At 64.2% G+C, this 12,828-nt stretch carries 10 protein-coding genes; 4 read left to right on the top strand and 6 right to left on the bottom strand.

Features of this window, described 5'->3' with window-relative positions; all coding sequences use genetic code 11:
* Positions 1-89: 89 nt before the first annotated feature.
* Together galU and U5775_RS33490 are read right to left on the bottom strand one after the other, a co-directional pair.
* Positions 90-980 carry a UTP--glucose-1-phosphate uridylyltransferase GalU gene (galU, locus tag U5775_RS33495; protein ID WP_322062418.1) on the bottom strand — a complete coding sequence of 297 codons (891 nt, stop codon included), beginning with the start codon at positions 978-980 and terminating at the stop codon, positions 90-92.
* 313 nt (positions 981-1,293) lie between these two features.
* Entirely contained in the window at positions 1,294-1,437 is a 144-nt protein-coding gene (locus U5775_RS33490) for a hypothetical protein (RefSeq protein ID WP_238462334.1), read from the bottom strand.
* 216 nt (positions 1,438-1,653) lie between these two features.
* On the opposite strand from U5775_RS33490, the gene U5775_RS33485 reads away from it, so the two are divergent.
* Entirely contained in the window at positions 1,654-2,811 is a 1,158-nt protein-coding gene (locus U5775_RS33485; RefSeq protein ID WP_322062417.1) for an acyltransferase, read from the top strand.
* 205 nt (positions 2,812-3,016) lie between these two features.
* On the opposite strand, the gene U5775_RS33480 is transcribed toward U5775_RS33485, so the two are convergent.
* The 4 genes from U5775_RS33480 to U5775_RS33465 form a co-directional block, all read right to left on the bottom strand.
* Positions 3,017-5,542 (bottom strand): glycosyltransferase family 4 protein, encoded by a 2,526-nt coding sequence (locus tag U5775_RS33480; RefSeq protein WP_322062416.1) that lies wholly within the window; start codon positions 5,540-5,542, stop codon positions 3,017-3,019.
* Entirely contained in the window at positions 5,539-7,005 is a 1,467-nt protein-coding gene (locus tag U5775_RS33475) for a flippase (RefSeq protein WP_322062415.1), read from the bottom strand. The genes U5775_RS33480 and U5775_RS33475 overlap by 4 nt, the downstream gene beginning before the upstream one ends.
* A gap of 83 nt (positions 7,006-7,088) precedes the next feature.
* A complete protein-coding gene (locus U5775_RS33470; protein WP_322062447.1) occupies positions 7,089-9,290 on the bottom strand; it encodes a hypothetical protein in 2,202 nt (733 codons plus the stop codon).
* Between the two features lie 111 nt (positions 9,291-9,401).
* Complete coding sequence (locus U5775_RS33465) at positions 9,402-9,602, bottom strand: hypothetical protein (protein WP_322062414.1); 201 nt, start codon at positions 9,600-9,602, stop codon at positions 9,402-9,404.
* 96 nt (positions 9,603-9,698) lie between these two features.
* Between U5775_RS33465 and U5775_RS33460 the strand changes: the two genes are divergently transcribed.
* From U5775_RS33460 to U5775_RS33450, 3 genes are all read left to right on the top strand, one after another.
* The gene (locus U5775_RS33460) at positions 9,699-10,781 is read left to right on the top strand and encodes an acyltransferase (protein WP_322062413.1); all 1,083 of its coding nucleotides are present in this window, start codon (positions 9,699-9,701) and stop codon (positions 10,779-10,781) included.
* A 58-nt stretch (positions 10,782-10,839) separates the two neighbouring features.
* The gene (gene gmd / locus U5775_RS33455) at positions 10,840-11,883 is read left to right on the top strand and encodes a GDP-mannose 4,6-dehydratase (protein WP_322062412.1); all 1,044 of its coding nucleotides are present in this window, start codon (positions 10,840-10,842) and stop codon (positions 11,881-11,883) included.
* Positions 11,870-12,828: NAD-dependent epimerase/dehydratase family protein (locus U5775_RS33450; RefSeq protein ID WP_322062411.1), on the top strand; the 959-nt coding region annotated here is incomplete at its 3' end. The genes gmd and U5775_RS33450, both read left to right, overlap by 14 nt.

Below are 12,828 nucleotides of genomic sequence, written 5' to 3'. Positions count from 1 at the left end.
TTTTTGTGTTTTTTAGTGCGGTGTGAGCAAAAGAAAAAAGCACGCTACGCGCCAAAGCGCACAGCGTGCTTTCATAAGGATAGCTAACGTCAGGCTGCCGCGGCCAGCGCCTGCGGCAGATGGTTCTGCAGATAGGCCTCGAATTCGTCCTTCACCTCGGGATGGCGAAGCGCGAATTCAACGGTGGCCTTCAAATAGCCAATCTTGCTGCCGCAATCGAAGCGCGTGCCCATGTAGCGATACGCAAGCACCTGCTCTTCCGTGAGCAGCGATTGCAGCGCGTCGGTGAGCTGAAGCTCGCCGCCCGCGCCCGGCTTGAGCGCACGCAGATGATTGAAGATCGTCGGCATCAGCACATAGCGGCCGACCACGCCGAGATTCGACGGCGCGACTTCCGGCGCGGGCTTCTCGACGATGCCCGAGAGCTTGAACACGTCCTCTTCCCACTCGCGGCCATCCACGATGCCATACGAAGCGCTGTTTTCGCGCGCGATCGCCTCCACGCCCACCACCGAGCTGTGATAGTGGTTGAAGGTATCCACGAGCTGCTTCATGACCGGCTTGGGGCTATAGAGCAGGTCGTCGGCGAGAATGACGGCGAACGGTGCGCCGCCCACGAGCTTTTCGGCGCACATCACCGCATGGCCGAGACCCAGTGCTTCGGCCTGGCGCACGTAGAAGCAGTCCACGTTGCTCGGCTTGATGCTGCGTACGAGATCGAGCAGCTTCTGCTTGTTGCGCGCTTCGAGCTCGGCTTCGATCTCGTACGATTTGTCGAAGTGATCTTCGATCGCGCGTTTGCTACGGCCGGTCACGAAAATCATTTCGGTGATTCCCGCAGCGATCGCCTCTTCCACCGCATACTGAATGAGCGGCTTGTCGACGATCGGCAGCATTTCCTTGGGGCTGGCCTTGGTAGCGGGCAAAAAGCGCGTACCGAGGCCCGCAACAGGAAATACCGCTTTGGTAACTTTGAGCATGATGTTCATTCCCAGTTCGATCGTTTGAGTAACGGTCTCGCAGCAAGGCAAGCCGGCGTCCCCGAGGGTTCTGTTGGGCCGTTTTTTATTTTCAAAAGGGTCGGGTCCGTCTGGTACAGCAAAAAAGCGACGAAATTCCGGTTGCGACGGTCAAGCAGACCAGTGGAAATTATTGCTGATTGATTGCCATGCACCCCGAATAATCGGCATGAATTTCCTGATCCGGTTTCGATCGGCAAGCAAGCAGTTTCAATCCGGTTTCAAGCTGGCTTGCAATCGCGGCGCAATGGCGAATATTGCATGACCGCGCAGTTTACTCGACTTCGTCGGCGGGCGGCAAGCCGCCCGATTGCGTGCGCGAGCGCCGGATAGGCTCATTGCGCAGCGCTTCGCGATACGCCGACACCGCGACGAGAATCAACAGCACGGCAATGCCGGCCAGCAAATGCAGGTTCATCGAAATCTCCATCGACCTTAGGCGATCCCCATCAAATTAGCATTTCAAATCGCGCAAATAAATCGCTTTCGCGTTACAAGGTTTTATTTCTCGATTTCGACGTGGTTATCAACCATTTCCCGGAATACTTTTTGAAAAACTTTTGGATAATTTCCCCGCGCGAGGCCCCTATGATCGCCAGGTAGCCTCCCGCCATCACGCATGCCCAATCAATCAATGAGCGATCCCGCACTCGAAACCGTTCTGCCGCCAGCAACCAGCATGCCCGTGGCCGCGCGGCCTGTTGCAGCCGTCGCCGGCGATCACCTGATCGACGCGCTGCGCGGCTTCGCTGCCCTGCTGGTGGCGTATTTCCATTGCCGCCAGGTCACGTGGATCGGCATGGGCGCCTTCCATCAAGCCCACGCGAGCCTCGCGAACCCCGGCACGATCGCCGCGTGGCTCACACTGCCCGTGGCGTGGGGTTCCGCGGGCGTACCGATCTTTTTCGTCATCAGCGGCTATTGCATTCACCGCAGCGGCGCCGCGCGGCTGCTGAAGAACCCCGATTTCCGGCTCGACGCCGGACAGTTCTGGCTGCGCCGCTTCGTGCGGATCTATCCCGTGCTGCTCGCCGCGCTCGCGCTCACCTTCGTCGCCGATTCGTTCAGCCTCACGATGACGCCGGTGAGCCACAAGATTCTCGACATCGGCCCGCGTGCGTTCCTCGTCAACCTGCTTTCGCTGCAAGGCGTGGCGGGCCCGACCTACGGCTCGAATGGCGCGCTGTGGACGCTCTCGCTCGAAGTGCAGTTCTACCTGCTCTATCCGCTGCTTTTCGCCATGCGCCGCCGCCTCGGACTCAATGCGGTGCTCGTGGGCATCGCCGCTATCAACGTGATTTCGGCGCTCACGCTCGCGCGCCACGACGTCGTTCTCTTCACGTCGTACTGGTTCTCGTGGATGCTCGGCGCGTGGATTGCCGAAGCGCGTCTGCGCGGCTCGGAGGGCTTTCGCTACGCCTGGGTGGCCGCGGCCCTCCTCGCCGTGGCGGGCTGCGTGGCGTTCCACTTCGGCCAATATGGCGCGTTCCAGCTCTGGGCCTGTGCCTTCGCCTGCTATCTCGTGAAGGCGCTTGCACAACCTGCCCCAGCGGGCGGCGTGATCATGCAGGCGTTCTCGAAGCTCGGCGCGTTCAGCTATTCGCTCTACCTGATCCATCTGCCGCTTTTCGTGCTGCTCGGCTCGTTCCTGTTCCGCTCGGCCCTGCAGACTTCGATCTGGGCATCGTTCGGCTTCACGCTCGCCGTGCTGCCCGTCGCGTGGGTCTTCTATCGGCTCTTCGAACTGCCGGCGCTCAATGTGGCCGCGCGCCTGCGCAAGCGGGTTGCCTGATGGACGATCGGGGCGACTAGATCGCGCTTATCGACACTGACACTTCATGATTTTGAGCCGCTATCTAGCGGCTTTTTTTGGCGGCACATCGTCAGGCCGACACTCACGCTTCAGCCCGATGCGTAAAAAAGCGGGGCCGCAAATGCGGCCCCGCTCCCCCCGTCCTGCTTCAACGGCCTCCCGCTTCTCCCTGAACCCTGGCGTCCTATCGTGCGCGCGTCACGACGCCATCGAGCACGCGCCCGACCGCTTCCACGTATTGCTCCTTGCCGAAGCGCTCGCGCGCCACGGCAAGTCCGTTTTGCGCGAGCCGCTCGCGCAGTGTCTCGTCATCGCAGAGCGTGGCCAGCGTCTTCGCGAGTTCCTGTGCGTCGCCCGGCGTGCAGAGCAGCCCGCTCTTGCCATGCTCGACAATCTCCTTCACTCCGCCGTCGCGCGAGGCCACCACGGGCCGCTGCGCGAGCATGCCCTCCACCACCACGCGCCCGAACGGCTCCGGCGTAATGGAGGTATGCGCGATCACATCCATCGCACGCATGCAGGCCGCAATATCGTGCCGGAAGCCAAGGAAATGAACACGATCCGCGAGACCGCGCGCCGCCACGAATTCGTGCAGCTCCTGTGCATAGGCATCCTCACCAAACAAGGGCGCGCCCACGAACACGGCATGCGCGCGCGGCTCGTGCAACAGCGCTTCGAGCAGCACATGCTGCCCCTTCCAGCGCGCGAGGCGGCTGAACGCGCCGACCAGAAACGCGTCCTGAGGCAGACCGATCTGCGCGCGCAGTTGCGCCTGCGGCACGCGCGCGAGCGCACGGAACGGCGACTCGTCCACGCCGTTGTGCACGACGTCGATGCGTCGCGAATCGAATTTCGTGAGATCGGCGAAGACCTGCGCCGAGGCGTGCGAGTTTGCAATCACATGCGCGAGGCCGAGCTTCGCGCAGCCCTTGATGACGGCACGCTGCACGCGCCCGAAGTGCTCGTCGCTCACGATGTCGCGCAGATGCCAGACCACGGGCTTGCGCGCGAGCTTGCCCGCGAGCACGCCGATCACCATCGCGCGCTGTGTATTGGCGTAGAGCACGTCGGCGCCGCGCGCGCGGCGGCGCGTCTCGCGCACGAGCGCGGCAATGCCCGCGAGCACGCCCAGCTTCGGCACGGCGCCGCCGTCGCGGCGCACGTTGCGCAATGCGCCCGAATCGAGCACTTCCACGCGTGCGCCCGCGGCGTCGAGCGCCTCGCGAAACGGCCCGTCGTTGAACAACAGCACTTCGATGCGTGCGCGCAGACCCTTCACCACTTCGAGCAGCGAAAGCTCCGCGCCGCCCAGTACGCCGCTCTGGTCGATCGCCAGCACACGAGGCGCGTTTTGCTGCGCATCCTGCGTCAGCGCGCTGCCGCCATCGTCGTCTACGTCGGACGCTTGAGGCACACTCACACGCGGCAGCCCGGCCTCGGCGATCGCGGGCACGGCCCGCGCCACGCGCGCAAAGAACTGCTCGCGGAAATGCGCTGCGGAAAAGTACTCCGCATTCGCGCGGCAATCCTCGGCGCGAAAGCGCCCCGGATCGCGCTCGAACGACTCGACCGCCGCGACGATGGCCTCGGCGCGCTGCTCCTCGAAGAAGAGCCCCGTGGGCCGCGAACCCGAATCGCGCACCGTTTCGAGCGCACCGCCCTTGCCATAGGCGATCACGGGCGTGCCGCACGCCTGCGCTTCCACGACCGAGATACCGAAGTCCTCCTCGGCCGCGAACACGAAGGCCTTCGCCCGGCGCATGCGATCGTGCAGCACCGGGAACGGCTGATACCCCATGACCTCGACGTTCGGCCCGGCCTTCGCGCGCACCTTCTGCATGTCGGGACCGTCGCCGATCACCACGAGGCGCTTCTCCGGCATACGCGAAAACGCCTCGACGATGAGGTCGATCTTCTTGTACGGCACGAGCCGCGAAGCGGTCAGATAGAAGTTTTCCTTGCGCGTCTCGAGTTCGAACGCATCGACGTCGACGGGCGGATACACCACCTCGGCCTCGCGCTGATAAACCTTGTGAATGCGCCGCGCGATAAACGACGAATTCGCCACGAACTGATCGACCGAGTTGGCCGTGCGCACGTCCCAGTTGCGGATGTAGTGGAGAATCAGCCGCGCGAGCATCGACTTCGGCCCGCGCGTGAGATGCGACTCCTGCAGATACTGGTGCTGGAGATCCCACGCGTAGCGGATCGGCGAATGCACGTAGCTGATGTGAAACTGGTCGGGACCGGTCAGCACGCCTTTGGCCACCGCATGCGAGCTCGAAATAACCACGTCGTAGTCCGAAACGTCCAGTTGCTCGATGGCGAGCGGCATGAACGGCAGATACGCGCGGTACTTCGTGCGCGCTTTCGGCAGACGCTGGATGAACGAGGTCGTCGCGCGTTTGCCGCGCAGGAACTTGCGGTCCTTGTCCTCGACGAAATCGACGACCGAGAACAAGTCGGCGTCGGGAAAGCAGTCGATGATCTGCTCGAGCACGCGCTCGGCGCCCGCGTAGGTGACGAGCCAGTCGTGCACGATGGCCACGCGCGGCTTGCGGTTCGCGGTACGCGCGGCGCGCGCATCCTGCAGTGGCCGCAATGCGCTCACCGTGGACTCGCTGCGGGCATTGGCGTGAATATCGCGCCTTGGGGCGGGCGCGGCGGCGCTTTCGGACGGCGCCACTTCGTCGATCAATTCGTGACTCATGCGCTTTTCCGTAGGTTCAGGCGAAACAGAAGGGAACGGGCGTAGCCGCGCAGCAGCGGCGTGGTCGCCACCGACCACACGCAGTTCGCCACGGCCAGCACGACGCCCGCGCCGATCGCATAGATCGCGTCGGGGAGCCACCATGCGATGGCGAGCGCGGCGGCGAGAAAGCTCAGGTGTGCGAACATGTCCACCACGATCGTGCGGCTATGAATGCGCGAGAGCCAGAGCAGCACGACATAGTCGAAGAGCGCGCGGAACAGCACGGCGGCCGCGGCGCCAGGCAACCCGAAGCGCGAGATACCGAACCAGAGCAGGCCCGCGTAGAGCGGCAGCTCGACGAGTCCCACGCGCGCCGCGGCGGCGGGATTGTTCTGCGACTGGATCAGGATGCGGGTGACGCCGGCCTGCCCGATCAGCCACACGGCAATGATCAGGAAGCGGCCCACCGGCGCGCCGTGGCCCGCGATCACGGGGCCTACCCACGCGCGCAGGAACGGTTCGAGCACCACGATCGCGCCAATCGCCACAGGGGTAAAGACCGCATTGAGAAACTGCAGCGACTGTGCCGCGATCTCGTCGGCGTGCTCGCGGTGCAGCGCGGAAAGGCGCGGGAACAGCGTGCGCACGAGCGCGTTGGGCACCATGTTCAGGCGCGTCACGAGATTCTGCGGCACCGTGTAATAGGTGACGAAGCGCGCGCCCAGGCCCGCGCCCAGCATCATGCGGTCGAGCGAGTCGGCCACCATCGTGGTCACGCTCGCGACCAGCATCCAGCCGCCGAAGTTGAACAGCGCCTTCGAGGTGTCGAAGCGCGGCCCGCGCACGTGCTTGATGCCGAGCACGCGCAGCGCCGAGTGACCGAGCAGCACGCCCGCGATGAGGCGCGCGAGCACGGCGGCGGCCAGCACCGTCTGCAGGTTCGGCGCGATCGCCCACGCGGCGGCAAGCGGCAGCAACTGGAACAGGAACGTGCCGAGCGTCTGGTTCGTGTTGTAGATGCCGAAGCGCTCCGCGCCGTTGATGGCGCCCGCGAACACCCACGAGACGTTGGCGATGGGAATCGCCACGGCGAGCCACGGCAGCGCGAGATAGACCTCGTGACGCAACTCGGGCGTCACGTGCGTGAAGTACGCGGTGTAGAGCGCGCCACCCGAGTAGATCAGCAGGCCGCCAATCGCACCGGTGGTGAAGTTCAGCCAGAACGCGCTCCAGAACACGCGCTCGCACGCTTCGGCGTCCTTCGATGCGTAGGCCTTCGAAATATGATTCTGCGCGGCCATGCTCATGCCCAGATCGAGCACGCTGAAATAGCCGATCAGCGTCCAGACAAGCGCGATCACGCCGTAGCGGTCGACGCCCAGCAGCTTGATGTAGGTGGGCACCGTGACCAGCGACACGAAGGTCGGCAGCACGAGGCCAAACAGATTGATTGCGACGTTGCGCAGTATGCCTTTGTCCATAGGTGTTCCGGTAGCGTGCGGTGCGGCAGTACGGTTCCTTTGAGGAATCCTTAGTGCTTCATCAAGCGGGCATCGAGCGGGCGTCAGGCCGGCTTCCAGCGGTACATCGTCACTTTGCCGCGCGCGTCTTCTTCAACGAAGATCAGGTATTCGCCATTGGGCAGGCGGTGTGCGGTAATGCCGAAGGGCACGTCCACCCAGCCCGAGGTATTGCCGACTGCAGCGCCAGGGCCGAACGTGCCGATCTCCTTCGCGCTGTCCTTGTCGTACACGTGGACGAAGCCCGCGGGCTCCACCACGAACAGGTACTGCCCTTCCACGGTGACGCCCGCGGGCGTCACCGGCGGCTTCGCCTTGGGGTCCCAGGGCAGGTGCAGCAGATAGCGCTGCTGCGGGTTGCCGCTCGACCACTTGTCGTAGCGCACGAGCACGCGGCCCGCCTCTTTCACGAAGCCCGGATCGTGCGGCGCCTCGGCGGTATAGCCCGTCACGTAGAGCGTGTCGGTCTGCGGCTCGTAGATCGCGCGATGCACCTCGGTAAACGGCGCGGGGATCGCGTACTGGTCGGCCTTGTCGTAGGCGTAGATCGGGTTGCCCTTCGCGTCGAGGCCGCCGAAACGAAAGCGCGTGATGCCCTTGTTGTCGCGCGCGCGCCAGATGTCGCCGCGCGTGTCGATCCACCAACCCCAGCCGCCGGCCAGATGGCCGGGACCCGGGTACTTCGTGAATTCGCCGGCGTCGAATCCGCCGTTGCCGTTGCTGTCGCGCCAGATCCAGTCGCCGCCCGGCGGCGCATTCGGAACGTGCTCCACGGGCCGCGCGCGGCCTGCGATAAAGCCCGAGGGAATCGCGGTCTCGCCGTTGTGCTGCGGATCGAAGCGATAGATCTTCAGGTGATCCGCGTACATGTCGGTGAGATAGAGGAACGTGTGACCGTTCAGCTCGCGCGCGGTGGGCAGGCCGGGCCACATGTCGCCGTTGAACACGGGGTCCTGCGGATACTTGAAGCGATTGGAGAGGAACCCTACGTATTTCCAGTCCTGCCCCGGCGGCTTCGAAAGATCGAGCTCGAAACGCTTGTTGCCGGTGTAAACGCTATTGGGCCGCGACGGATCCATCCACGCGCCATCCACGAACAGCAGTCCTTCAACGTTCCAAAGACGCTTGCCGTCGGGCGAATAGCTTTCGAGCGTAGCGCCCAGCCCCGCACCGATCGTGCCGTGGCGCGGGCCGATGCCGTTGGTCGACACGTAGATGTTGCCCTTCGCGTCGCTGCCCACGCCGGTCAGGCCGTTGAAGCGGCCAGGGCCCGGCCTGCCCGCGACGCCCGAGAAAATGCCGCCGCGCTCGCCCAGCGTGCCTGTCTGCTTGTAGCCGCCGCCCTCGCGCGCGTAGATGAGGATCTGCTGGCGCGGGCCGTTGTCGGCCACCAGAACGCGCTGCTGCGGGTCCACGTTCACGTCCACGGGCACCGAGTCGGCGGGCAGTTCGATCGTGGCCGAAAGCGGCTTGCCGTCCGCCGAATAGTGCGCGATGCGCGGCGCCTGATCGGTCACGCTGCCCGTGATCACCCATAGCGAGCCATCGCCCGCCACGGCGATCTTGCCCGGCTCGTGCACCTCGAATTGCGACTTGCGCTGCATCGAGTTCGCGTCGTAGACCTCGATGCGGTTCGCCGTGGTGTGGCTCACATAGAGCAATGAATCGGTGGCCGCAAGTCCGCCCACGTCGGCAGGCGCGCCCAGGTCGGGATGCGAAACGGCCGGCACATCGGCAATCTTGAGGAACGCGCCCGCAAGCTGCGCGTGCGGATTGAGCGCATCGGGCGAGGCCTGGAAGGCCGCCGCGCGCTTCGGGTCGTCGATCGGCCGGCGCGTGACGCCGTACCACTGGCGCCCCTTTTCAGGCCAGATGCCGGGCCCGACCAGATGCCCGCGTTCATTGCCCACGGCCACGGCCGCGTACAGATAGCGGTGGTTCACGGCCACGGCGTTGCCGCCGTATCCGCCCCAGCCATGCGTGCCGCCGGCAAAGCCGAGCACCTTGCCGTCTTGATACGTGCTGATCTCGGCGCCGCTCTCGTCCCAGGGCGCGTCCGTGTAGACGTTGCCATCGGGCGTCACCGCAATGGCGGTGATATTGATCTGGGTCCACGTGCCCTGGCCGTTGCCATAGGTGTTGCCGATCCACGATGTCGTCACATTGAGTTGCGGCGCGGCGATGGTCTGTACCGAAGAGGTGCAGACGAACGCACTGAGTGCAGCGAGCGCCAGCGTCCTGCGCATACGGCGGTCGGGAATCGGAAACGGCAAGGCAATTCCTCCGGTCGGGTGAATCCGTCTGGATCATGCCGTACATTGACGAAGAAAAATCGCCCCACAAAAAGCGAAAATAATTCAAAAAAATTCAGTATTCGCCACGCTCACCGTTGCGGATGCGAAATAAATCGCCGCGCGCGGCGCAAAGGCCCGTGCGGCGGCCACGGCGCGATCTTGTCCCGATTTCGGAAACGAAACAGCGGCGAGACCGCAATGAAATCGCGGCAATAGTGACGCGATAGTGACATGCATATTCAGCGCCAATCCAGGTGATTTCATTTTCAAAATCGCACGCCAATATATTTCGGCTTTTTGACCATTTAATTCTTTTTAGAATGAACCGGCCTGTGCATGCATGAAACAACCGGATAGCCGATGACCGTAAACAGCCTAGCCAGCCCGCCCCAACCTTCCCACCGCATCGTCCAGCTCGACGGCCTGCGCGCCTTCGCCGTGCTCGCCGTTTTCGCGCAGCACGCGTTGAAGGCGCCGTTGTGGATGGGCGTGGACCTGTTCTTCGTGCTGAGCGGCTTTCTGATCACCGGCATCCTGCTCGAGCGTAAAGCGCGCGGGCAATCGTATTTCAGCTACTTCTACGCACGCCGCGTGCGCCGCATCCTGCCGCCGTACATCCTGCTGATGATCGTCTCGTCGGTGCTGTTCGGCTTCGGCTGGGCGCATTACTGGCCCTGGTATGCGTTCTTTGCGACCAACATCGGCGACGCGCTGGGCCAGAGCGGCCATGACAGCCTCAACATCCTCTGGTCGCTCGCCGTCGAAGAACAGTTCTATATCTTCTGGCCCTTCGTGGTGCTGCTGCTTCCCGAACGTGCGCTCGCGGTCGTGGCCGCGGCGCTCGTGCTGATCGTGCCCGTGCTGCGCGCCGTCGCGACGCCGTGGTTCGATTCGTTCTGGCCCATTTATTACCTCACGCCGTTCCGCATGGACCTGCTCGCCTCGGGCGCGCTGCTCGCCGTGCTCGTGCGGCGCGACCGCAACGCGCTCGAACCGTTCAAGGTGCCCGCGGCGATTTTCTTCTTTGCCGCGCTCGCCGTGCTCGCGTGGCTGCATCTGCATTACCCGCGCTTTCGCGCTGCCAACACGCCGCTCTCGAACGCGCTGCTCTATAGCGTTTCGCTCGTGCTCTGCACCTCGATCGTGGTGTACGCGCTGCAATCGAAGGGCTTCGTCAAACGTGTGCTTAGTCATCCGGTGCTCGTCTATATCGGCACCATCAGCTACACGATCTATCTGATTCACCTCACGATTCTCTACGCGGTGTGGCCGCTCCATTTCAGCCGCCCGGTGAGCGCCGCCATCGCGCTCTCCATCACGCTCGTTTATGCGAGCGCTAGCTGGTTCCTGCTCGAAAAACGTCTCACGCGCGGCCCGAGCCACCGGACCCTGCCCGCCGATGCCGTGCGCGCCCGCGTGAGCACCCCGACTTCGCAGTCCTGAATCTCGACACGATAAACAGGTTCCGAATCCACGTTCGCTACTTCAAAGGTACTCACACATGAACGAACGACGCAAAGCGATCATCACCGGCGTATCCGGCCAGGACGGCGCGTATCTGACCAAGCTGCTGCTCGACAAGGGCTATCAGGTGGTCGGCACCTACCGGCGCACCAGCTCGGTCAACTTCTGGCGCATGAACGAGCTCGGCGTCACCGATCATCCCTCGCTCGAACTCGTGGAGCACGATCTCACCGACGCGGGCTCGACGCTGCGTCTGCTAGAGCGCTCGCAGGCCAGCGAGGTCTACAACCTCGCCGCGCAAAGCTTTGTGGGCGTCTCGTTCGACCAGCCCGTGACCACGGCCGAAGTGACCGGCATCGGCGCGCTGAATCTGCTCGAAGGCATTCGCGTGGTCAACCCCAAAACGCGCTACTACCAGGCTTCGACCTCCGAAATGTTCGGCAAGGTTCAGGCTGTGCCGCAGCGCGAAGACACCCCGTTCTACCCGCGCAGCCCGTATGGCATTGCCAAGCTGTTCGCGCACTGGTCCACGGTCAACTACCGCGAGTCCTATGACATCTTCGCGACCAGCGGCATTCTCTTCAATCACGAGTCGCCGCTGCGCGGCCGCGAGTTCGTGACGCGCAAGATCACCGACGCCGTCGCGAAGATCAAGCTCGGCAAGCAAAGCGTGCTCGAACTCGGCAATATGGACGCCAAGCGCGACTGGGGCTACGCCTCCGAATACGTGGAAGGCATGTGGCGCATGCTGCAGGCCAATGATCCGGACACCTACGTACTCGCCACGGGCCGCACCGAAACCGTGCGCGACTTCGTGACGATGGCGTTCGCCGCGGCCGGCTTCCAGCTCGAATGGTCGGGCCGCGCCGAACGCGAGACCGCCGTCGATATTTCCACGGGCAAGACGCTCGTGCGCGTGAGCCCGCGCTTTTACCGCCCCGCCGAAGTCGATCTGCTGATCGGCGACGCAGACAAGGCGCGCAGCAAGCTCGGCTGGGAGCCGCAGACCTCGCTCGAACAACTCTGCCAGATGATGGTTACGGCCGACCTCGCGCGCAACGAACGACATGACACGTTCTGAGCGCCCCGAAGACGCCCAGCGCGCGCCCCGCGCGCTCATCACCGGCGAGGGCGGCTTCACGGGCCGCTACATGGCCGCCCGTCTCGCCGCGGACGGCTATCGCGTCTGGGGCACCGCGCGCCCCGGCGAGCCCGTGAGCGATGACGGCGTGCCGGGCGGCACCACCACGCTCGTCGCCGACCTGCTCGATCCGCAGGCGCTCGCGCATGCGGTGGAGACGGTCCAGCCCGACGTGGTCGTGCATCTCGCGGCCGTGGCGAATGTTGCCAACGGCGACGTGGCCCGCACCTATATCGTCAACGTGGTCGGCACGCGCAACCTGCTCGACGCACTCGCACACCAGCGCCACGTGCCGCGCGCCGTGCTGCTCGCGAGCAGCGCGAATGTCTACGGCAACGCAACCTCCGGTGTCATCGACGAAACGGTGGATCCACAGCCCGCGAACGACTACGCAGTGAGCAAGCTCGCGATGGAATACCTCGCGAAGTGCTGGAATGCGCAGTTGCCCATCGTGATCGCGCGGCCGTTCAACTATACCGGCGTGGGCCAGAGCACCGACTTCCTGCTGCCCAAGATCGTCGAGCACTACGCGCGCGGCGATCGAACCATTTCGCTCGGCAACACCGACGTGAGCCGCGACTTCTCCGATGTGCGCGACGTCGTGGACGCCTACGCGAAGCTTATCGCGGCGGCGCCGCGCGGCGAGACGGTCAACGTCTGCTCGGGCACCGGCCGCACGCTCGGCGAAGTGCTCGCCATGCTCTCGCGCATCGCGGGCTACGAGATCGACGTGAAGGTCGATCAGCGTTTCGTGCGTGCGAACGAGGTGCGTCAACTCGTTGGCTCGAACGCGAAGCTGCGCTCGATCGTCGGGGACTCGCAGCGCACGCCGTTCGAGTCGACGCTGCGCTGGATGTACGACGAAGCGCGCAAGCGCCCGAATAC

Origin of the sequence: Paraburkholderia sp. J63, assembly GCF_905220245.1 — a bacterium.
In the GTDB taxonomy this organism is placed as follows: domain Bacteria; phylum Pseudomonadota; class Gammaproteobacteria; order Burkholderiales; family Burkholderiaceae; genus Paraburkholderia.
The sequence above is the reverse complement of the archived record's forward strand: the minus strand, read 5'-3'. Positions and strand labels throughout refer to the sequence as shown.

Bases quoted from the DNA above. Each gene is read 5' to 3' on its own strand.
- galU (WP_322062418.1), bottom strand. From the start codon at position 980: ATGCTCAAAGTTACCAAAGCGGTATTTCCTGTTGCGGGCCTCGGTACG.
- U5775_RS33490 (WP_238462334.1), bottom strand. From the start codon at position 1,437: ATGAACCTGCATTTGCTGGCCGGCATTGCCGTGCTGTTGATTCTCGTC.
- U5775_RS33485 (WP_322062417.1), top strand. From the start codon at position 1,654: ATGAGCGATCCCGCACTCGAAACCGTTCTGCCGCCAGCAACCAGCATG.
- U5775_RS33480 (WP_322062416.1), bottom strand. From the start codon at position 5,542: ATGAGTCACGAATTGATCGACGAAGTGGCGCCGTCCGAAAGCGCCGCC.
- U5775_RS33475 (WP_322062415.1), bottom strand. From the start codon at position 7,005: ATGGACAAAGGCATACTGCGCAACGTCGCAATCAATCTGTTTGGCCTC.
- U5775_RS33470 (WP_322062447.1), bottom strand. From the start codon at position 9,290: ATGCGCAGGACGCTGGCGCTCGCTGCACTCAGTGCGTTCGTCTGCACC.
- U5775_RS33465 (WP_322062414.1), bottom strand. From the start codon at position 9,602: ATGAAATCACCTGGATTGGCGCTGAATATGCATGTCACTATCGCGTCA.
- U5775_RS33460 (WP_322062413.1), top strand. From the start codon at position 9,699: ATGACCGTAAACAGCCTAGCCAGCCCGCCCCAACCTTCCCACCGCATC.
- gmd (WP_322062412.1), top strand. From the start codon at position 10,840: ATGAACGAACGACGCAAAGCGATCATCACCGGCGTATCCGGCCAGGAC.